Below are 21,628 nucleotides of genomic sequence, written 5' to 3'. Positions count from 1 at the left end.
ATTTTTATAAAGAAACTATAGATCGAATTTATAGGTCAAACCTCCCATAACTTGCAAGCCCTGAACAGGATAGTTAGAAAAACGTTGGTAATTGTTATTGGCAATATTTGCCATTTTTACAAAGAAAGAAAGCTGATCATTCCAGCGATATCCTACATGGAAATTAGCATCAAAATAGCTATCCAATACTACCGGGGTAGCAAAAAAGTCTGCAGGAATGCCACTAGCAGAAGCAATGGTTACTACATCATCTCGTTCACCTACATAAAACAGATTTGCACCTGCATACCATTTTTCTCCTATTTGGTAATCCATAAACAATGAACCTTTAAGATCTGGTAAGTTCCAAGCTGGGTTATCCGTTTCCGTATTGTAGTTGAAATATTCTACATTCACTCCTAAACTAAAGTTACGGTTTACATCTACATTTAATTCCCCAAAAGCTCCAATAGTCTTCACATCATCATAAAACACTTCAAAAGAATTACCGTAGTAATAGCCTTTTTCATCAGTTCTAGAATCATTTATAGCATTCAGTTTATATAGTGCCTTTCTGTCTTCTGTAGTGTAACTTACTTTAACATTATAACTCAAATTAGGCAAAATCTGTCCTTTTAAACCCACATAAGCATCATACTTTTTATCCGTAGGAACAATGTCCAAAGTTGGGGAAACGTAAGGGTTGTCTTCAACAAAACCATAGTAAGAGTTCTGCATTAAATCACCCTCTACTCCACCGTAGACTATAGCCATATCATCTAACAATCTGTAAGATGCGGTAACCGCAGGGTAGATATAGAAATTACTATCGCTATTTTCAGAATCAAGACCGTACACAAGATTTACACCTAAATTCAACGAAAAATCTTCGTTTAACAAAGCTAAGCTTGGGTTAATACCCACTTGTAGATTGCTATAATTAATTTCTGGTGTATTGGTTGGGTTGTTAAGGCTAGAGTTTTTAAAACTACCGCTTACGTAATCCACTTTAGCTTTAACCCCAAAGTTCTCGTCAGCCACAGGGAATGAAAAACCTGTTTTAAAAACAGCTCTATTCTCTCCAGATTTAACAGCATCCCAAAATCTTCTGTATTCTAGTTTTGCATTTTCAAAATAGGAATCTTCTACATTAATATGACCCGATGCTTCGGCCATATAATAATTTTGACGCTCGTCAATACCATCTACCTCTTCTTCTGTAAAAGTAGCGTCAGGAATACCATACCAGTTGTATAACTGGTGCTGCGCGCCTACATCTACACCCCAATCAAAATCACTATCTCTTTTGGTATAGCTAGCATCTAATTTAGAGTTTGAGTATATATTATCTAACGCAACCCCATCAATATCGCCACGAGAAGAATTATGCTCCAAACCAAGCGTATAACCAGATTCGCGGTCAATAGTTCTACTGGTGTAAAACTTGCCCATTAAATTGGCAGGATTACCAACTCCTGCAGAAGCATACGAGTTATACAATACCGGTGGTGGCGTTTTCTTTACGGCAGAAGCCTTACCCTTAGCCGGTGTAAAAGTAGAGGCCACAGGAACAGAAAATATACTGTAGTTTATCTTTTTCTTTTGCAAGACAATAGAATCGTTAAGATTGGGTATGGTCTTGATTTTAAAAGCATCGTTAATCGTTGGCGTATATGCCTTTGTTACGGTAACGGTTTCCGTACCTATATCGTCTTTTTCTTCTTCTTGCGCTATGGCAAACTGAAAAACACCAGTAAGGAAAATAAGAGTAAGCTTTATATGTTTGTGCATTCTGTGTTCTTTTTTGAATTTACACCTTAAAAGCGAAGCCGGTTCTAAAGAGCCTCGTTTAAATTCAATTTTCAATCTTGTTAAATCTATTTCTAATTTCAATCGGTTCTCACTGATGAATTACTTTGTGCTTCTTTAGCTTTAATAATAGAAAGCTCGCCTTTGGCCTCAGAAACAATTTCTGCAAACTGACTGAAATTACTGATTACACTATCCAAAATATAAGTGGCTTGATAAGCATCTCCCAAAGCATAGAAGTTCTTGGCCATGATAATTAAACCTTTCCCTCCCCATTCTTTATAACCCGAATAGTCTTTTGCCAACTTCTGAACAGATATGTTGGAGTTTTCATAATCCTGTGCCTTACTTTTAAAATAAGCATCATAATAAAGTGCTTCAGCTGCAGTAGAACCAGACGCAATTTTCAATACATCGCCATAGGCCGTTTCTGCTTTCGCTTCATCTCCTGTAGCAATTGCAGAACGTGCAATCATTATCTGTGCATCACTTTTAATACGGTTATCTATTGTAGGTGTAGCCAATACTTTTTCTGCATAAGCCAATGTCTTACCATAGTCTTTCTGCTCATAGTATCCTTTCATTAAGTTAGATTGAGCAAAAATTCTGTTTTGCTGAATATCCGCTTGATTTTCCAAACGTTGTAAATAAGGTAAGGCCGAAGCATAATCCTTTTTACCTATGTATACCTCACAAACCCTAGTCAATGCCTGCTCTGCATATTCGCTTCCTATTTTATCGGCAACAAATTTATAGTTTGGCAATGCCTTTTCCTTTTCGCCTTTAGCAAAATATAGTTGTGCTAAACTAAAATTGGCCTTAACGGAATTTAATCCTTTTGGAAATTGTTTGATGTAATTCTCATACCCTTTAATGGCGCCATCTTTTTTGCCTTCCATGTTCTGCTTATTGGCAGATTCAAAAGTGGCATTATCCAACTCACTATCCGTTACCTCAACAAAATCTAATTTTGACACCCATTCTCCGTACTCATCAACTCTACCTAAATCAACATAAATCAATTTTGCCGTAGACACCGCCTGAATCGCCTCTTGTGTATCTGGGAAATTATGAACCACAGCTTTGAACTCTGTCAACGCCTGTTCGTTTCGGTTTGCATTATAGTGAACCAAACCTTGACGCATCATTGCCTGTGGCACTAAAGAACTAGCTTTGTACTCCGTAATTACACGCTGGTACGTCTGAAGACCTTGTTGCTCTTGTCCAGCAGCTATTAAGGTATTTGCCAATTCAAATAGAGCATCATCCTTTAAACTTGACTTTGGATATGCCGTAACAAATGTTCTTAACTCTTCAATTTTAGTATCACGTCTATCTACAAAACCGTAGCTGATCGCTTTTTGATAAGCCGCATAATCCTTTTCTGTTCCAGTAAGTGAAAGTGCTTTATTGTACGTTTCTATAGCCGGCCAATATTTACTGGTCACAAAATAGCTATCTCCTAAACGAAGATAACCGTCGTACAATTTCTGTGTATCGCTAGAACCCGCATTGGCGAAATTCTCAAAATAAGAAATAGCATTACTGTAATCTCTCAATTTAAAATAGGTGTACGCTAAATTGTAATCTAGCTCTTTATATTCCTCAGTAGATTTAGCCGATGGGTTTTGCTGAAACTGAATATAGTCTACCAATGCTTTGCTGAAATTATTTAGGGCATATTCCGCTTCGGCTTTCCAATAGTTAGCTTTTGCACGGAACATATTATCCTCGGCACTATCAAGCGACTTTCCTAAATTCTCTTCTGCACCTTGGTAATCTGCATTCATGAACAATTCAATACCACGGTAGTATGCTACTTTTTGGTAGGTAGCCTTACTGGCGTAGTTCTTGTTTTTCTCAAGAAGCTCCATGGCTCCTGCAAAGTTTTTAGAGGTAATGTATGAATCTACCAATAACTCTTGCATCTCTTCCTTGTTGGCACTGTCCGGGTATTTCGCCAAATAATCAGTAATAACCTGCGGAACTGGCTCGTAAGCATTACCTACTTCGTAGCTTAAACGCGCATAATTTAAATACGCATCTTTCTGAATTTCTTGGGAGAAGTCCATTTGAGAAGCATTTCTAAACGCATTCAACGCTTCTTGCTTTTTATCCAACTTCAGATAACATTCCGCTAAATGGTAATATGCATTTTGAGAAACGCTATTGGTACCTCCTATTATTTTATTGAATTGCTGGACGGCATTGGCATAATCGCCTTGCTTGTAGTACGAATACCCTAAAAGGTAATAATCCGTATTGCTCCACTTGCCTTTTTTACCTTGATAATCTTCTAGGTACGGAATGGCGTTGGAATATTCTTTTAAGTTGAAATAGCTCTCGCCAATAATTTTGCTAAGCTCAGACTTCTCTTTACGATCACCCTTTGCCATTTGCTTCTTTGCCAAACCTATGGCTTGATCAAACTTACCAAGCTTAAAGTTCATATCGGCTTGATAATAATCCATCTTCTCTTCAAGAATATCAGGATCTTTTATCTGATCAAAACGCTGATTGGCCGTTTCGTAATCATCTTGCTGATAAGCAATGTAGCCCATATAATATTTAGCCTGAGAAGCATAAACAGGAGAATTCTCTACTTTTTGAAGATAGCTTTCTGCTTCTTTTTGTTTTCCTGATGAATACAGAGAATACCCGTAATTAAAGTTAAACTTGTCCATCTCTTTACGAGACAGAGCACTTTGCTCAACCTTATTGTACCATTTTAAAGCATACGGATACTTTCCCGTTTCAAAATAGTACTCGGCAACATCTACATAAGCAGAGTTCCTTTTGGTAGACGTTGGATAATTGGCTACGAAGTCTTCCATTAACCGATCAGCTCCCAATTGGTTCAACCGAACCGCAGCATTGGCCTCATAGTATGCACTATTGGCCTTGGTCTCTAGATTCTTGGTATTATCCTTAACCTTAGCAAATATAGACTGTGCCGCTTGGTACTGCTCGTTATTATAGAGCGACAAGGCATCTTGATATTGTTTCTGATCGTGGGTGTAAATTTTAGTTTCTTGAGCAATTCCCATAGAAACCATCCCCAGAAAAACAGGGATAAGCGCGGTGATTTTTTTTTAGCATAGTGTTCTAACTAGAAATATGTATTACCGTTAATTAATTTTAATAACGTTGAATATTGCATCTAAGTATATAATAAGGGGTGTTTTCATCTTAATAATTCAACACCACGGGCAATCTTTAAAAAAGCAAAAAGATTTTATCAGTGCCTGCCGTACGTTAATCTTTAACTTATTACTTTTATATTATTATTTAGATTCAAAGTTCGAGATTTGGCGATCACTATACAGAACTACGCCCTACCTTTAACGATTGATTAACAAATTAAACTTATAACCCGGTACCTTAAAGATGTCAGAAACGATTTTAGAGCTAAAGGATGTAGCTATTTTTCAAAAAGATAGTCTTATTTTAAATGAGGTAACACTTGATGTACTTAAGGGCGAATTCGTTTATTTGATAGGAAAAACGGGAAGTGGAAAAAGTAGTTTTATGAAAACACTCTACGGAGACCTTCCTCTTAAACAAGGCACAGGTAGCATTGTAGATTTTGACCTCACCAAATTACGAGAAAAAGACATTCCATTTCTACGCCGTAAAATTGGTATTGTATTTCAGGATTTTAAATTATTACCAGACCGTACCATTAATAAAAACCTACACTTTGTTCTTAAAGCTACCGGCTGGAAAGACAGCCATAAAATGAGCCAAAAGATAGAGGACGTTTTAGACAAGGTAGGTATGAAAACAAAAGGGTTCAAATTTCCGCATCAGCTTTCTGGTGGCGAACAACAACGTGTTGCTATCGCAAGGGCCCTTCTTAATGACCCTGATCTAATCCTAGCAGATGAGCCTACAGGAAACCTAGACCCACAGACCAGTGTAGAGGTCATGAAAGTTCTACAGGAAATACACAAATCTGGTCGTTCTATTTTAATGGCTACTCATGATTACGCACTTATTCTAAAATATCCGTCAAAAACTCTTAAATGCGACGGCAACAAAATCTTTGAAGTCGTACAACGGGCTGTGTAGATTTAAGCACCAATTACACATAAAACAACCTTATCCTTACAGAAGAGTAATAAATAAGGCTGTTAATTTCCATAACTTTAGGGCAAGCCGCTGCTATCTCATTTTTTGATGGCCTTATACTACGGTGGTAACATAAATTCTTAAAACGAGACGTTATGCCCCATATCAATTTTGCTTGGTGGAATCTTCAGAATTTTTTTGATACTGATGACGACCCTATTTCTAATGATTTTAGCTTTACACCCGCAGCAGGCTGGACAGATGGTGTATTCAACAAGAAAAAAGAAAATCTAGCCGAAGGCCTTAATCTTATTTGGCCCAATGAGAAAATTGATTTGCTAACCGTTTGTGAAATAGAAAAAGACACGCTTCTTCAAGACTTATTGGAAGAAGCTGGCATGGACCACCTAAGCGTTGTCTTTGACGCTGCTGGCACAAGTGATTTAAGAGGCATTGATGTTGCCATGGCCTATAACCCTAGTAAGCTTACGGTCGTCTCAAGAACCTCTCACCTAGTTCATCTCAGGTACCGTACGCGAGATATTTTTGAAGTAGTTTTTAGAATTAATGACACGGGCGAAGAGTTTGTGGTCATTGCATCTCACTGGCCATCACGTAGCAGAGGTCAATATCATTCAGAACCTTTACGTATTGCCGTTGCCGAGCACATTGCATTTTTAGTGGAAGCGCACACCAAAGTAGATTCCACTACTTATGAGACGCTTCAAGCAAATGATGACCTTAAGCAGCTATTCAAGCTAAATGGGAAAGCAAAGTTTTGGTAGTCGGTGATTTTAACGATGAGCCTTTTGACCGCAGTATCATACAGCATTTAAAAGCCTCTAGAGACTTAGATAAAGTAAAGGGTGCCACTAATGATTTTGATAAATTCGTACACACCTATAAATACAGGGCCAGAGAAACTTTTCTCTATAACTTAAGTACCACTCTTTTAAATAAATCTGCTTCTGGAAACACAGGAACTTATTTTTTAAGCGGATTATTTGATGGCACAATATTTACAAACCGCTATCAAATGTTAGACCAGCTAGTGGTAACGCGCGGATTTTTATCCGGTAGCGGCATTACTGCTGAAATAGACACTTTTGACATTGTGGATGACGGCACATTGGCAACCTCTAGCGGAAGGCCACGATCGTTTAAATACAAATCTTCAAAACCTAATTTTGTACCCAGTGGCTATTCAGATCACCTGCCTTTAAAGTTGAAACTTAATTATTGAGAATAGACCATAAAATGTGTTCTACTAAATTGAAACGGGTATCTTTAAAATGTTATTAAAGATTTGCCGCTTAGGCAACCTCAAGCCGTTATCATGATCTTAAAAAAGCAAACCTACAGACCGGACAAGCCCACTAACCCCTTTATTGGGGCACTCCTTTTTCTTATCTCTATTATCCTATTAGTAATAACCGGGCCACTTGGCTTTGTTTACGGTGTTTTCCACAGTCTATTTACCCGAGGGATTAAAGGTGTTGGTGAGTATTTTTTAAAAATTGCCATTTCCATAGATCAGCTGGGAAATGTAATGATGCAGCATTTAATGAATATACTTTGGACAGATAAGAACGGTTATAAATTTGGTAATAGAGATGAGACTATTTCTAGTGCGCTAGGACGCAACAAAAAGCTTGGAACACTTACCGCAGCAGGAAGACTCATAGACAAGATTTTAGACATTATAGACCCGAATCACTCCCTTAACTCCATTGATTATTATGTGGAACCTTCTGAGAATATCATAGACCATTTAGCATGGATACATATTGAAGAAGAACAAATCCTTTGCCTAAAGAAAGCAAACGAAGATTTCTATTTTATTCCTAAAGGCATGCGCACTATTGGCGATACCGATTCCCAAACCCTAGTAAAAAGCGCCAAGAAAATTTTTAATGTAGATATTGATGTGCCATCAATGGAATTCGTTGGTATTTTTGAGGCTCAGGCAAATGGAAAAAAACCTTAAGATTCTTTCCCGCATGACTTGCTATACGGTTACACATAAAGGCGAGTTACAACCTGATTCTAAAATCAACGAAATAGCCTTACTAACCTATGAAGACAAAGCTAACATGAGCGAAGTAGATCAGTTAATTTTTGATGTTTTATATCAAAACGGTGAGCTTACCTAAAATCTGTATCTTTAGTTTCCATTCACCAAACCCGCTTAAAATGCTTAAATATTTTGCCGCATTATTTTTCTTAATAGGCCTTACGGACCACAACCATTTATCCGCTCAAAATAAAGAAAAACCTAATGTGCTATTTATCTGCGTAGACGATCTTCGCACCGAATTGGGAGCTTACGGAAAACACTACGTGAAATCTCCAAATATGGATGCTCTCGCCAAAAGCGGCGCTTTATTCACCAATCATTACGCTCAAGTTCCTACTTGTGGTGCTTCAAGGCATGCTATACTTACCGGCATGCGACCTTCAAAACCCATCCATATAGCCAATAACGCTATTGTAGAGGAAATATCAGGTCAGCCTGAAAAATCTATTCCAGAAACATTTATTCATCGCTTTAAACAAGATGGATATCATACGGTAGGGATAGGAAAAATAAGCCATTCAGCAGATGGACTTGTTTACGGTTACGAAGAACAACCAACAGAAAAAAGAGAGCTCCCCTATAGTTGGAGTGAACTGCTCTTTGACCCAGGCAAATGGGAAACCGGCTGGAATGCCTTTTTTGCCTATGCGAATGGTGAAAACAGACAAAGCCTTAAAAAACAAGTAAAGCCTTACGAAGCAGGCGAAACTGATGATCAAGGATATCCTGATGGACTAACTACCAACCTTGCTATTTCAAAATTAAAAGAATTGAAGAAGAATGGAGAACCCTTTTTTATGGGCGTAGGCTTTTTTAAACCTCACCTTCCATTTAATGCTCCAAAGAAATATTGGGACCTTTATGATGAAGCTAAAATTCCGTTGTCTTCAAATCCCGATATTCCAGAAAACATCAACTTAAAAAGCCTACATGCTAGCGGTGAGTTCAACCAATATGCTTTAGGCGAAGAAAAGGCCGGTATTGACAAACAGGTTTCAGATGCCTATGCCAGAAAACTGAGACATGGATACCTAGCTTCTATAAGCTATATAGACGCGCAAATTGGCAAGCTCTATCAAGAATTAAAAGACTTAGAATTAGACAAAAATACCATCATCGTAATCTGGGGAGATCATGGTTGGCATTTGGGAGACCAGCGTGTTTGGGGAAAACATACCCTTTTTGAAAATGCGTTAAAAAGCACGCTAATAATAAATTCCCCTTATTCCCAGCATAAAGCAAAAAAAGTACGAGCTATTGTTGAGAGTGTAGACATCTACCCTACCCTTTTAGATATGTGCGACATTAAACAAACGAAATCTACGGATGGCGAAAGTTTTGAAAAACACATTAAGTATAATATTCCAGATACCGAAGAAGTTGCATACAGTTATTTCAGGAATGGAATTTCTATGCGAACCAAAAATTACAGGTTAACAAAATACTTTAGAAAGGACCAGCCCGTTATTGAACTTTACGACCATCACGCGGGCAATGCCAAAGAGGATAAAAACATCGCGGAAGAAAACCCAGAGGTTGTAAATGAATTGATGCCACTTTTAGAAAAAGGTGACACGGGTATTTTCACTATTACCAAATAAAATGGAAGCAAGTGCGTATCGTTCGATTACTCTGAAAAGTTTTTGTTACTTTGGCGCTATAAATATTAAAATAGAATAATGGAAGTTTTAGGTATTGATGTAGGAGGTTCTGGCATAAAAGGTGCCATTGTAAATATCGAAACCGGAAAATTAGTTACGAAACGCCATCGTATACCTACCCCTGAGTCGCGCAAGCCTGAAGATATGGCCAAGGTAGTTGCTCAAATTGTAAAGCATTTTGATTACAAAGGAAAAGTTGGCTGTGGTTTTCCAACTGTTATAAAAAGGGGCGTTTGTAAATCTCCAAACCTTCACAAAAGCTGGCTGAATACTAATGTAGAAGAGCTTTTCAAGAAAAAGACCGGTCTTGATTTTACCGTAGTTAACGATGCTGATATAGCTGGTTATGCCTCTATGAATTATGGTACCGGTAAAGATATGGAAGGCCTTGTGGTAATGCTTACTATTGGTACCGGACTAGGTAGCGGCGCTTTTCTGGATGGAAAATTGATTCCTAATTTTGAACTAGGACAAATTCCATATAAAAAATACAAGAAAATAGAACTTTGGGCTGCAGGTTCTGCTAAAGACCGTGAAGGGTTGACCTATAAGAAATGGGGTAAACGTTTTAACAAGTTTTTGAAATTGGTAGATTTAATTGTTTCTCCGGACACCATTCTTTTGGGTGGTGGTGCTTCAAAAGATTTTGAAGAATTCAAAGATTGTATCACTATTGATACACCGGTAATACCTGCTGGGTTACAAAACCATGCCGGAATCATAGGTGCGGCTGCCGCAGCTTTTCACAATATATCATACCATTAAAGAACAACACCTATAAAATAAAAAAAGGCCTTAATTAAGAATTAAGGCCTTTTTTGTTTATTTAATTTTTGCATTCTCCGGAACTTCAAAAAAGTCTTGGTCAATATCTTTTACAAAATGGATATCTGAGATATCTATTTGAGTGAGATATTCACCTTGCTTACCTTCTTTAGTACTCCAATGAGTTTTTAGTTCTTTTGGCAACAATACTCCACTCACGTTTACCAATTCACCAACTTCCATGAACTTTTCAGGATTGTGACCTCCATCTTTAAAATACTCAGGATATGAAACTATATATCTGGTGGCAGTCAATAAATGCGATTCTTTATCAAACTGAAGTATATAATAATCATCCGGAGCATCTCCCGTTCCAGCTGCAAAAGTAACTTTAACCACATCGTTAGCTTTATTCTTATAGGTTGTTTCTGGCAACAACTCTAGATTTACACCTTCACCATCTAACACAAATGGGTGTGCAAAAAGATAAAGAGGTGTCAATGCCCAAAATTTGGTATCATATGCAAAGGCTGTAGAATCCTTAGCCTGCACCCAAGCAGTTTCACCATCCCAGCCAAATGTTGCTGTACTATCTGTAACACTTGTATGTACGGCTTTATTACGCCATGCATCTACTACTTCATAACTATCACGTACCGTGCTACCGTCTAAAGGCTGGTAATTAAAACGAAAAGACAATGCTCCGTTACCATACCAATTTTTAAGTCCACCGTGAGCTTCCATTCCTGCCCAAACAATTTTACCTGCGTCTGATTTTTCCAGCTTGCTTTTAGCCTTCTCTACACGCTTGTTAACCCAAGCTTCAGGTATTAGATAATCTTCTGTAACTGCTTCCGCAACAACTTCAGTTGCTTCTTTCTTATCCTTTGGTTGCTCGTTACATGATGATAACATTGTACCGATCATTAAAAAACCGGCTACTTGAACATTAAATTTCATAGGTATTCTTTTTGGGTTAAAACCTTAAGTCGGATCAATACACTATACCTTTCAAAAAAAGGTGAAAAAAAAGCCCTGAATTAAAATTCAGGGCTTTTTAAATTATGCTATTTTATATCTCTTTCGATCTACTTCCTTTAGATACACTTTTCTAATTCGCAGAAAGTGCGGTGTTACCTCTACATATTCATCTTTCTGAATATATTCTAACGCCTCCTCTAATGAGAATTTGATAGCAGGAACAATCTTAGCTTTATCATCAGCACCTGATGAACGTACGTTAGACATCTTTTTAGTCTTAGTGATATTCACCGTCATGTCATCACCACGAGAATTCTCACCAATTACTTGACCTTCGTAAATATCTTCACCTGGTTCAACAAAAAACTTACCACGATCCTGAAGTTTATCAATAGAATAAGGAATTGCTTTTCCATTCTCCATAGAAACCAATGAACCATTCTGACGCTGTGGAATAGCACCTTTCATAGGTTGGTACTCCAAGAAACGGTGTGACATAATTGCTTCACCAGCTGTAGCAGTCAATAATTGGTTACGAAGACCAATGATACCTCTAGAAGGAATCAAGAATTCACAAACCATACGGTTGCCTTTAGCTTCCATACTAGTCATTTCACCTTTTCTAATAGAAACCATTTCTACTGCCTTTCCAGAAACATTTTCTGGTAAATCAATAGTCAATGCCTCTATTGGCTCACATTTAACGCCATCAATTTCTTTTATGATAACCTGTGGTTGACCAATTTGAAGTTCATAACCTTCACGACGCATGGTCTCAATTAATACAGAAAGATGTAATACACCACGACCAAAAACTAAAAATTTATCGGCACTATCTGTTTCGTTAACACGAAGCGCTAAGTTCTTTTCTAGTTCACGCTCTAAACGTTCTTTAATATGTCTTGAAGTAACAAATTTACCATCTTGACCAAAAAACGGACTGTCGTTAATAGTAAACAACATACTCATTGTTGGCTCATCAATAGCAATGGTTTTTAAACCTTCAGGATTTTCAATATCAGCAACAGTATCACCAACTCAAAACCTTCAATACCTGTTATAGCACAAATATCTCCTGTAACTACTTCTTTTACCTTAAGTCTTCCTAGACCTTCAAAAATAAAGAGTTCTTTTATTTTTGATTTTACGATAGACCCATCTCTTTTTACCAAAGAAATTTGCTGTCCTTCTTTTAAACCACCTCTTATTAATCTTCCAATTGCAATACGTCCTGTAAAAGAAGAGAAATCTAAAGATGTAATTAACATTTGAGTATTACCCTCTTTTGGTTCAAAAGTTGGGATATGCTCAATAACCATATCTAACAATGGCTCTATGTTTTCTGTTTCGTTTTTCCAATCATCACTCATCCAGTTGTTCTTTGCCGAACCGTAAACGGTAGGGAAATCTAACTGCCATTCTTCTGCTCCCAATTCATACATAAGATCAAATACCTTTTCATGAACTTCTTCTGGAGTACAATTTTCTTTATCAACCTTGTTAACAACCACACAAGGCTTCAAACCTAAGTCAATTGCTTTTTGAAGTACAAAACGCGTCTGAGGCATAGGACCTTCAAAAGCATCTACTAATAACAAAACTCCATCTGCCATGTTCAACACACGTTCTACTTCACCACCAAAATCGGCGTGACCAGGAGTATCAATGATATTTATTTTTGTTCCTTTATAAACAACAGATACGTTCTTTGAGGTAATGGTAATACCACGTTCACGTTCCAAATCGTTGTTATCCAAAATTAAATCTCCTGTGTTTTGGTTCTCACGAAACAATTGACAGTGATACATAATTTTATCTACCAAGGTTGTCTTACCGTGGTCTACGTGTGCGATAATCGCAATGTTTTTAGTTATTGGCATATGTAATTATTTAATAGCAGTCAGCCGCTATTTTAAGCGTGCAAAGATACTGCTATTTTCCATGCAGTAACACAAACTTATGTTATTTTTATGTTGTTGATTTCTAGTCAGTTCGCTCTAATTAAGACAAGCGACTATAGGTGATGCTCTTTTTTGCACAAAAAGTGTCCATAAAAAACCCAATTAATAGCTTAACGCCGTTTACCTAATACCCAACCTACACGTGCTGATATAATGGGGCCCAAACCATTGTCCGATTGCGTACTAAAATACCCTACTCCACCCTCTAAGCGATAGAAAAACCCACGCTTATAGGTTCGTTGTAAGCCATATACCGAACCAACACCAATAATACTCTCAGCTAATTCTAAATCTCCGAATATTGGATTTGCATCTTGATAGACCATTACCGCAGCTATATAATTCCCTGAATTACCAGAGATATTTTTCCCTTTGTCCAATCTTCTCTCCATATTGTGATAATAACGGAACTGCCCCCTTAGCGTAGGGTAAACACCAAAATCTGTTTCACAACCGCTACACCCTCTTAAGCCAAAACCAACAACAAGTTCTAAACTAGCCGTTGTATTTTTTCCTAATCCTTTTTCATAGAGAATTGCAGGCACAGGCAATCCTAACTGAACTTGATGATCCTCAACATTTTTTTGTGTTTGAGCATTTACGTAAACCGTGCAGACGAAAAAAATAAATAAAAATTTGAAGTTTTCCATAAGAGTGTTTTAGTGTTTATTTAGCTTTAGAGGTTATCAAACATCAAGCCAAAAACACATTTTTCCTAACGTATCTGTAAGAAAAAGAACCTCGTTAAATCTATCTATAACAAATACTCAGAGACATCATTTTTTTGCTTTTCGAACATTATGTATGCTCCATTCTAATTAAGAACATCTATCTACCCACGCACCATCGTTTTTCGCTTATAATCCACCCGATACTTAAATTAGCTACAGGATAAATTCCACCTTTAAACTGACCTGCATAATAAGCAGCACCAACATCAACAGAGAAATTGAATCCCGAATCATAACTCCGCTGCAGACCGGTTACCAAACCTGCATAACCAAAAGCACCCTTTACCTCTTTTTTTCTATTGTTCTAGCTCCATGGAAAAATACTGCAGCAGCAGGCGCCAAGGTAATTTGCCGAATTACCATAAATCTGCCTTCTATTCTGCTGTCTCTTTTCAAAATTATAATAATACCTATACTGCCCAGCAATGGCCGGTAAAAAACCTAACTCTTCATAAACATTAGACACTAAAGGGTCTAGTGCGACTTGCATTCCTGCTTTGACATCAAAGGTAGTATTGGTACCAATTGCCATTTCATATTCAAACCCAAGATTTACAAGGTTAATTTTCATCTGTCTTAATTCGCAATTTTTACCGAACTGAGCATTGGCCTGACTTGCAAGCAGCAGTAACAAAAACAAGGGTAGACTTTGTTTGAAATACATTTTGATTTGGGTTTACGACAATCTTATCCAAATACAACCATAAGCTGCTTAAAATAGTATCTTTGTTTAAAATATTCGACGAATGGACTTATCCTTAATACCTCAAATAAAACATACAGATAGCAACAACTTTTTTCTACTTTCTGGTCCTTGCGCTATAGAAGGCGAAGATATGGCGATGCGCATTGCAGAGCATATTGTTACGATTACCACCGATTTAAAAATACCTTACGTATTTAAGGGTAGTTTTAAAAAAGCAAACAGGAGCAGGCTAGATTCTTTTACTGGTATTGGGAATGAGAAGGCATTAAAAATATTACGGAAAGTTTCTGAGACCTTTAAAGTACCAACTGTAACTGATATTCATACGGAACAAGATGCTGTTATGGCTGCAGAATATGTAGATATATTACAAATCCCAGCTTTTTTGGCGCGTCAAACAGATTTAGTGGTTGCAGCTGCTGAAACAGGAAAAACCGTAAACATCAAAAAAGGACAGTTCATGAGTCCAGAAAGCATGAAACATGCGGTTAATAAAGTTACGGAAACAGGTAACCAACAAGCTATGATTACGGATCGTGGTACCATGTTTGGGTATCATGATATGGTAGTTGATTTTAGAGGCGTACCTACCATGAAACAATTTGCCCCTGTTGTTTTAGATGTAACCCATTCATTACAACAACCAAATCAATCTTCGGGTGTCACAGGCGGCAGGCCCTCATTAATTGGCACAATGGCACGAGCAGGAATGGCTGCAGGTGTTGACGGTCTTTTTATAGAAACTCATTTTGATTGTGCCAATGCAAAAAGTGATGGTGCGAATATGCTTGATTTAGGGTTGATGAAAAAATTATTAACCGATTTGACTGCTATTAGGAAGACTATCAATGAGCTTTAGTAGTAGATAGAAATTTATAATCATTACTTCTTCTCTTTACTGATTACACTTATTTAGAAGTATTCAGCTAAAACAAACACGTACAATAATCGGGAATCTATAAAGTTATCGATTATAGCAAAATCGTCCATATGCAAATTCGGTATAACTTATTGTTTCTTTTTTTATTTTCTATTACTACTCTACAATCTCAACAGAAAGATACTTTTGGAAAATTCACTTCTGAGGAGATAGCAATGACTACATATTCCAAAGACACAACTGCAAATGCCGTGGTTCTGCACGAAAGTGGCAACAACTATTTTAAAGTTATTAATGACAGAATTAGAATAGTAAAAGAGTACCACGTAAAAATAAAAATTCTAAATAAAAAGGGGTTTGACCAAGCCACCATTTCAATACCTCTAAGGAGAAACGAAAAATTAGCGGAAAAACTAGAGGGACTAAAGGCCATTACACACAATGGTGTAAATAAAACTCAGGTACTTTCAAAAGATGTGTTCACCAAAGATGTACATGAATTTGTCACCGAAAGAACCTTCACTTTTCCTAACCTAAAGGAAGGAAGTATTCTAGAGTACAAGTACAAGCTAATATCTCCGTTTATCTACAACTTTAAAGGATGGGACTTCCAAGCAGAAATACCTAAAATATATAGTGAGTTTAATGCTGAAATCCCATAAATTATATATATAATAGAGCTGTAACAGGAAGCTTAAAACTAGATATTAACGAAGCCGATGTTAAAAAGAATTGTTTTCATATTGACGGTTATACCAAAAGCGCGGATTGTGAAATATTGAAATATGCAATGAAGGATATACCAGCATTTAAAATCGCAGAAGAGTTTACGCTAGCACCGTCCAACTACATTGCCAGAGTTGATTTTGAACTCTCAGAACATAGAAGATTAGATGGCGTAAATAACAAGTACACGAAAAGCTGGAAAGACGTAGACCAAGAATTTCGTAGTGACAAAAACATAGGAAGGCAACTTACTAAAAAAGGTTATTTTGAAAATCATGTACCGGAAGCACTGCTTAACGAACCAAACAAACTGAAGCGCGCAAAAAATATTTATGCTTTCGTTCAAAAGCATTTTAATTGGAACGATGAATATGGGATTTATGGAAAGGCTCGTGTTAAAGAAGCTTTTGACGAAGGTCGCGGCAGTGTATCTGAAATAAATATGTCACTAATCAACCTTTTAAATGCTGCAGATTTAAAGACAAACTTAATATTGATGTCCACCCGTATGAATGGTCTTCCCAAAATGTCTCATCCGGTTATGAGCGATTTTAATTATTCTATTGCTAAACTTGACATTAATGGTCAGACGTATTTACTAGATGCCACGGATAAATATATTGATTTTGGTATACTACCTTTCAGAGCTCTTAACTATTATGGCCGTGTTATGGACTTTAAGAACGATAGTTATTGGTATGATATTAAGGCTGATGATTCCTCTTTGCATCAAATACGCATGCAACTTACTTTTGATGTAGAAGAGAATATGGCATTTGGAAAATTAGATGTAATAAACCAGTTATAATGCCTTTTATGTCAAAGAAAAAATAGACACTCAAAATGAAGATAGTTATCTAGAAAGCTTTGAAGAAGATATAGCAAGTGACTTCTCCATAATATCTTATGAAAGAAAAGAAGAGCTACAAGATGCTAAAAATTCATCTGAACGATTTGAGTTTGAGATAGAAAATATCCTGAAAGGAGATATGGTTTACTTTAATCCATTTCTTATTCCCTTTTTTTTAAAAAACCCGTTTACCCTTGAAAAACGCACTTACCCTGTAGATTTTGGTTTTCCTAGAAAATACAAGTACCAAATGACAATTGTAGTTCCTGAAGGCTATATTGTCAGGGAAATACCTAAATCCATAAATGTGAAAACGGGTGAAGAAAGTATCGTGATGAAATTTCAGAGTCAAGCCTCTCAGAAAAATATTATTATAACCTTTTTTTTAGATTTAAACACTCCGCACATTCCTGCTGATGATTATGAAAACCTTAAGGAAGTCTTTAAACATGTTACGGATATACAGAACAATTCTCTAATTATATTTGAAAAAATATAATACTCCATTTAATTTTCACTTATAAAACTTAGCATCCCTAACCGCGTATGCTTCCTTAAGAATATCAATAAGCACAGTGTCATTAATTTCTTCTAAAGAAGTATAGCGCAAAGACCTAATCACCTTACGACCTTCGGTAACCATATGTTCTTGATGTACCGTAAAGTGTGCACCCTTCCAAAACCTAAATCTATATAATCTTTGGTTTGGTTCAAATAACAGAATGGTGTTCCATTGATATAATAAAAAGGAACTCTATATTTGAACTTTAAATCAACCTGTGGAACCGTTCGCTCAATGACGGATTGCAAATGCAGTAGGATACTCCTAAAAGGTTCAGGCTTATCGAGTATGTAATTTTCTGCAGGGTTCATGGGTTAAAATCAGGTTAAATAACAACAAATATAACTACCGCCCGTTCTACTTTATAGACTAAATCTTCATTTTTTTCATGATTATCAGCGCATTAAAAAACAATTTGTTCCACAAAAGATTACTGTTGCTCACCGCACTGGGCACAGTACTCTTAGCCTTAAGGGTGTATTTGACGCAGTCCATAGACTTCACCTTTTTATTGTGGAATCTCTTTTTAGCGCTAATTCCACTTTTTCTATCTAAGCAGTTTTTATTTAATCTTCAGGTTGGAAAATCAAAAACATTACGCGTTATAATACTTTTGCTATGGGTTCTATTTTTACCTAATAGCCCTTATATCATTACAGATTTTGTTCATTTAGATAGCGCTAGACCTACCTTTTGGTTAGACCTTTTATTATTTTTTGTTTTTTCCTTAAACGGATTAATTTTAGGAGTCCTCTCTATGATGGATGTCTTTAGTTACCTCAGAAAAAGAAATCATCCAGTTTTAGCCAATGCAATATTACTTTTCGTTAGCTTACTTAGTGGCTATGGTGTCTTCTTAGGCCGTTTTTTACGTTTTAACTCCTGGGATATTATAACCAAGCCTTTAGTTTTAGCCCAGAGTCTATTCAACTCATTATTTTTAGTAGATCTTATTTGTGGATTTTTGGTTTCGGAAGTTTTATCTGGGTTTCATTTTGGGCACTAAAACCTTTCTTACGTGGCCACGGTACAATGGCTATTAACAACCCAAAAGTTTGATTTCGCTTAATTCAGTTGTAAAAAGTTTTGGTATTTGCTATCTATTTTAGCAAAAAAATATTGATAATACCTTGGGCACTAAAGCCGAAATAATTTCCGAATTAGATTCCCACGTAATCGGATAAATATTGATAACGAAGAGTGAGTTTCCCGTTTTGGGTCATTCTTGCACGTTCTAAAACTCCATCCTTATCACCGTTAAAAAATGCAGGAATTACATTTTTAACAAAAGCCTGTCCAAAGCCCTCACTTGCATCTTGTGGAATCTCGCAAGGTAAATTGTCCACTGCCATAACGGCTATTGCTGATTCATTTTTAAAATCGGTTTCAGATTCTGTTTTGGGGTCATACCCATAAATAGGGTCTGCAATGGTAGAAGGGCGTATGGTAGTAGCCACTGGGCCGTCAATATCACAACTAACATCGGCAACCACTTTTATTTTGAAATCCTCCTGTTTAGCATCTTCTCGCGTGTAAAGATAAGGTGCTCCTTGACCATAAAAATGACCTGCAATGAAAAAATCGGAAACTTGGGTAAAGCGAAAAAAGTTGCTTTTATATTCTTCTGGATTAGCAAAAAAATCGGCTTTATTTCCTCTTACTCCATCTTTACGTTTGTTGTAATCTGAAGCATCTATTTGGCAATAAACAGGCTCATCAAAAGTTTCTTCAAGGTATGGCGTAACATTTACCTTTCTAATATTCATAGCATCGAGCATTTCTTTTGCTCCATTACCAACTCTACCCCTACCTGTCAAAATAATTTTGATATTCGGCAGTTTTATCTTTTTCAACTCTTGAATCAATTCTTGTTGATTGGCTAGATTTTCAGCCTTTGGTAATTGGTATAAGTCGTATTTCAGTCCGTACGTACGTAGTCCATTATACGCGCCAACTATACCGGCATAACGTCCAAAAGCAACCAAACGCTGTTCTTTTTGGTTGGTTATAACTTCATGATCATATAATTCAATGTTCTTTTCTAACACCGCCCTCAATAATTTTTTATTATACGGTTGCTCTTTTATGGTATGTGAAAAGAAAAAGTATTTTTTATTGGGAATCAAACTCTTTATAGGCACTTCCTTTACACCCAAAAGCACATCGCACTCCTCCATTTTAGAAGCTACTACAAAGCCTTTGGCCTTATACTCCTCATCAGAGAAAACGCGAATTGGGGAAGGCTCTACAATAATTTCTGCTTTTGACTGATGGGCTACGACTTTCTGACAGGCCTCCGGTGACAATACAACACGGCGGTCTGGTGGACTTTTACGCTCTCGAATGATTCCGAACTTCATGATAATGGACTTTTACAACTTATGAGTGGACTATGGTTTCAAATGTAACTTATGATTGGAGCCTATCAAAACTTTTTTTGGAATACTTTTTGGGGTATCTTTGCCGACCGCAGTAGTTTCTACTATTGTGGATTTTTTTACGGGGCCGACTGGTTTTGACAGCGAGACCAATGGTATTGTAAGCATGTCGAGCGCTGAGAAACAGCTCGTTAATATCATTTTTCACACTTTTAATTGGCGATAATAACTACGCTCTTGCCGCTTAATCTGAATTATAGTAAGATTAGCCTCGTCTCTACTAGGTAGAGAAGCGAGATGTTCCTGAATAGCCTCTGTCGACGGCGATTCAATTCGGAGCACCATAAATGTCGATATAAGGCCATTATTGCTTTGGTAGTGGCACCAAAACTTTAAGAAGCTAAGCGTATATTGGGCCGTTTCCGGTCAGGTATGCGTCGAAAACTAATCGGAAACTAAACATGTAGAAAGCTTTGTTATTGCTTGTTTGGACGAGGGTTCGAATCCCTCCGGCTCCACAAACAAAAAACCACCCTTTGGGTGGTTTTTTGTTTTTTTAATCAATAGAATAACCCCTGTTGAACTGAAAGCTTAATATTAGGCCATGAGTATTACCTATAGTTAAATCTTTTGATGCTATATTATAAGTATAAATAAATCTAAAACTATCAAAAAGATAAAACCCTGCTAGCACATTTATTGATGAATTAGTTCTATAACCAACACCTACTTCTAATTTATCCCTTAGGCTTAGAGACATGTTTATATCAGCTTGTAATGGTGATCCATTTTCATATTTAACAAGCATACTAGGTTTTAGCAAAATGTCATCCCCATTTGGAAAAAACCGATAACCAAAATTACCATAATAGACACTTTTCAAATCAACCCTATCATCTGAAGAGAATCTCGAACCTAGAATATTTGGAGTTGAAACGCCTGCGTAAAAATTAGCTTTATTAAATAAAATACCAATACCTACTAAAGGTAGTGTTGCATTTACATTTGAAGCAAAGGTTGGGTCATTAGATATCCCTAACTCCAATAAGTTATCCTGAAATTGTTGCATTCCTGCTGTCAGACCAAAAGAAAGAGACGGTTTTTGGTAAATTTGCCAATAGGGGCGATTTTCTTTAAAATCAAAGAAAATTCTATATGAATAGGCCCCATATGCACTGGTAGTAGTTGTCACTCCAATTTGATCACGAATAACAGCCCCACCAAGCCCCATTATACCATCTCGCAACGGACTATGAAAACTAAGACCTACAGTTTCTGGACTCCCTTCAATAGCTCCTAAAAAACCAGAGCCTGCAAGGGTTATTTCTCCTTCATCCAAGAAACCTGCATAAGCTGAGTTAACTATAAAAGGGTTATAATTATATTCTGGGAAAACCGGAGTTTGTTGACCATAACATATATTGTTAGCAAATATTAAAAATAGAGCTACTACACTAAAAGCGTTAATAACTTTGGGGGATTTAATCATTT

General features: G+C 36.8%; 22 protein-coding genes, 1 other RNA gene and 1 pseudogene. 13 read left to right on the top strand and 11 right to left on the bottom strand.

All coding sequences use genetic code 11. The features are described 5' to 3' along the window. Positions 1 to 15 precede the first annotated feature (15 nt). Both Q5W13_RS13530 and Q5W13_RS13525 read right to left on the bottom strand, forming a co-directional pair. Positions 16 to 1,770 (bottom strand): TonB-dependent receptor, encoded by a 1,755-nt coding sequence (locus tag Q5W13_RS13530; protein WP_304443362.1) that lies wholly within the window; start codon positions 1,768 to 1,770, stop codon positions 16 to 18. Between the two features lie 98 nt (positions 1,771 to 1,868). Continuing rightward, the gene (locus Q5W13_RS13525) at positions 1,869 to 4,835 is read right to left on the bottom strand and encodes a tetratricopeptide repeat protein (RefSeq protein WP_304443361.1); all 2,967 of its coding nucleotides are present in this window, start codon (positions 4,833 to 4,835) and stop codon (positions 1,869 to 1,871) included. Positions 4,836 to 5,175: 340 nt separating this feature from the next. Here Q5W13_RS13525 and Q5W13_RS13520 point away from each other — a divergent pair, with 340 nt between their 5' ends. The 7 genes from Q5W13_RS13520 (at position 5,176) to ppgK (ending at position 10,362) form a co-directional block, all read left to right on the top strand. Continuing rightward, the gene (locus Q5W13_RS13520) at positions 5,176 to 5,859 is read left to right on the top strand and encodes a cell division ATP-binding protein FtsE (RefSeq protein WP_155594520.1); all 684 of its coding nucleotides are present in this window, start codon (positions 5,176 to 5,178) and stop codon (positions 5,857 to 5,859) included. Between the two features lie 155 nt (positions 5,860 to 6,014). Then, a complete protein-coding gene (locus Q5W13_RS13515) occupies positions 6,015 to 6,644 on the top strand; it encodes an endonuclease/exonuclease/phosphatase family protein (RefSeq protein WP_304443360.1) in 630 nt (209 codons plus the stop codon). Continuing rightward, positions 6,638 to 7,102: a hypothetical protein gene (locus tag Q5W13_RS13510; protein ID WP_304443359.1), complete on the top strand. Its 465-nt coding sequence runs from the start codon at positions 6,638 to 6,640 to the stop codon at positions 7,100 to 7,102. The genes Q5W13_RS13515 and Q5W13_RS13510 overlap by 7 nt, the downstream gene beginning before the upstream one ends. A gap of 93 nt (positions 7,103 to 7,195) precedes the next feature. Then, the gene (locus Q5W13_RS13505; RefSeq protein WP_304443358.1) at positions 7,196 to 7,846 is read left to right on the top strand and encodes an NUDIX hydrolase; all 651 of its coding nucleotides are present in this window, start codon (positions 7,196 to 7,198) and stop codon (positions 7,844 to 7,846) included. After that, a complete protein-coding gene (locus Q5W13_RS13500) occupies positions 7,830 to 8,012 on the top strand; it encodes an NUDIX hydrolase (protein WP_304443357.1) in 183 nt (60 codons plus the stop codon). The genes Q5W13_RS13505 and Q5W13_RS13500 overlap by 17 nt, the downstream gene beginning before the upstream one ends. A 40-nt stretch (positions 8,013 to 8,052) precedes the next feature. Then, positions 8,053 to 9,537, top strand: coding sequence for a sulfatase (locus Q5W13_RS13495; protein WP_304443356.1), 1,485 nt, complete (start codon positions 8,053 to 8,055; stop codon positions 9,535 to 9,537). Positions 9,538 to 9,615: 78 nt separating this feature from the next. Next, positions 9,616 to 10,362 carry a polyphosphate--glucose phosphotransferase gene (gene ppgK, locus Q5W13_RS13490; RefSeq protein ID WP_304443355.1) on the top strand — a complete coding sequence of 249 codons (747 nt, stop codon included), beginning with the start codon at positions 9,616 to 9,618 and terminating at the stop codon, positions 10,360 to 10,362. Between the two features lie 57 nt (positions 10,363 to 10,419). On the opposite strand, the gene Q5W13_RS13485 is transcribed toward ppgK, so the two are convergent. The 5 genes and pseudogenes from Q5W13_RS13485 to Q5W13_RS13465 form a co-directional block, all read right to left on the bottom strand. Beyond that, a complete protein-coding gene (locus Q5W13_RS13485) occupies positions 10,420 to 11,322 on the bottom strand; it encodes a hypothetical protein (protein WP_304443354.1) in 903 nt (300 codons plus the stop codon). 102 nt (positions 11,323 to 11,424) lie between these two features. Then, positions 11,425 to 13,223 (bottom strand): annotated as a pseudogene (gene typA / locus Q5W13_RS13480) (translational GTPase TypA). Positions 13,224 to 13,414: 191 nt separating this feature from the next. Beyond that, positions 13,415 to 13,954, bottom strand: a complete 540-nt coding sequence (locus Q5W13_RS13475) for a hypothetical protein (protein WP_304443353.1) — start codon at positions 13,952 to 13,954, stop codon at positions 13,415 to 13,417. A gap of 178 nt (positions 13,955 to 14,132) precedes the next feature. Continuing rightward, a complete protein-coding gene (locus Q5W13_RS13470; RefSeq protein WP_304443352.1) occupies positions 14,133 to 14,294 on the bottom strand; it encodes a hypothetical protein in 162 nt (53 codons plus the stop codon). 45 nt (positions 14,295 to 14,339) lie between these two features. Beyond that, entirely contained in the window at positions 14,340 to 14,699 is a 360-nt protein-coding gene (locus tag Q5W13_RS13465) for a hypothetical protein (RefSeq protein ID WP_304443351.1), read from the bottom strand. Positions 14,700 to 14,781: 82 nt separating this feature from the next. On the opposite strand from Q5W13_RS13465, the gene kdsA reads away from it, so the two are divergent. The 4 genes from kdsA (at position 14,782) to Q5W13_RS13445 (ending at position 17,696) form a co-directional block, all read left to right on the top strand. Then, positions 14,782 to 15,600 carry a 3-deoxy-8-phosphooctulonate synthase gene (gene kdsA, locus Q5W13_RS13460; protein WP_304443350.1) on the top strand — a complete coding sequence of 273 codons (819 nt, stop codon included), beginning with the start codon at positions 14,782 to 14,784 and terminating at the stop codon, positions 15,598 to 15,600. A gap of 131 nt (positions 15,601 to 15,731) precedes the next feature. Then, entirely contained in the window at positions 15,732 to 16,283 is a 552-nt protein-coding gene (locus Q5W13_RS13455) for a hypothetical protein (RefSeq protein ID WP_304443349.1), read from the top strand. 128 nt (positions 16,284 to 16,411) lie between these two features. Next, positions 16,412 to 17,155, top strand: a complete 744-nt coding sequence (locus Q5W13_RS13450) for a hypothetical protein (protein WP_304443348.1) — start codon at positions 16,412 to 16,414, stop codon at positions 17,153 to 17,155. A 181-nt stretch (positions 17,156 to 17,336) separates the two neighbouring features. After that, the gene (locus Q5W13_RS13445) at positions 17,337 to 17,696 is read left to right on the top strand and encodes a DUF3858 domain-containing protein (RefSeq protein ID WP_304443347.1); all 360 of its coding nucleotides are present in this window, start codon (positions 17,337 to 17,339) and stop codon (positions 17,694 to 17,696) included. Positions 17,697 to 17,711: 15 nt separating this feature from the next. Here Q5W13_RS13445 and Q5W13_RS25085 read toward each other — a convergent pair whose 3' ends face one another. Together Q5W13_RS25085 and Q5W13_RS13440 are read right to left on the bottom strand one after the other, a co-directional pair. Next, a complete protein-coding gene (locus tag Q5W13_RS25085) occupies positions 17,712 to 17,840 on the bottom strand; it encodes a hypothetical protein (protein WP_368662594.1) in 129 nt (42 codons plus the stop codon). Then, a complete protein-coding gene (locus tag Q5W13_RS13440; protein ID WP_368662250.1) occupies positions 17,816 to 18,070 on the bottom strand; it encodes a DUF1801 domain-containing protein in 255 nt (84 codons plus the stop codon). Before Q5W13_RS13440 ends, Q5W13_RS25085 begins: the two co-directional genes overlap by 25 nt. A 125-nt stretch (positions 18,071 to 18,195) precedes the next feature. On the opposite strand from Q5W13_RS13440, the gene Q5W13_RS13435 reads away from it, so the two are divergent. Further along, entirely contained in the window at positions 18,196 to 18,765 is a 570-nt protein-coding gene (locus Q5W13_RS13435; RefSeq protein ID WP_304443346.1) for a DUF1361 domain-containing protein, read from the top strand. Between the two features lie 154 nt (positions 18,766 to 18,919). Here Q5W13_RS13435 and Q5W13_RS13430 read toward each other — a convergent pair whose 3' ends face one another. Further along, positions 18,920 to 20,119, bottom strand: a complete 1,200-nt coding sequence (locus Q5W13_RS13430) for an NAD(P)-dependent oxidoreductase (protein ID WP_304443345.1) — start codon at positions 20,117 to 20,119, stop codon at positions 18,920 to 18,922. A 141-nt stretch (positions 20,120 to 20,260) separates the two neighbouring features. Here Q5W13_RS13430 and ssrA point away from each other — a divergent pair. Continuing rightward, positions 20,261 to 20,658, top strand: a transfer-messenger RNA (tmRNA) gene (ssrA, locus tag Q5W13_RS13425). A 35-nt stretch (positions 20,659 to 20,693) separates the two neighbouring features. Here ssrA and Q5W13_RS13420 read toward each other — a convergent pair. Further along, positions 20,694 to 21,626 carry a PorP/SprF family type IX secretion system membrane protein gene (locus Q5W13_RS13420; protein WP_304443344.1) on the bottom strand — a complete coding sequence of 311 codons (933 nt, stop codon included), beginning with the start codon at positions 21,624 to 21,626 and terminating at the stop codon, positions 20,694 to 20,696. Between the last annotated feature and the right edge of the window lie 2 nt (positions 21,627 to 21,628).

Source organism: Zobellia laminariae (assembly GCF_030553095.1).
Taxonomy (GTDB): Bacteria; Bacteroidota; Bacteroidia; order Flavobacteriales; family Flavobacteriaceae; genus Zobellia; species Zobellia laminariae.
This window is presented reverse-complemented; position numbering and strand designations above follow the sequence as displayed.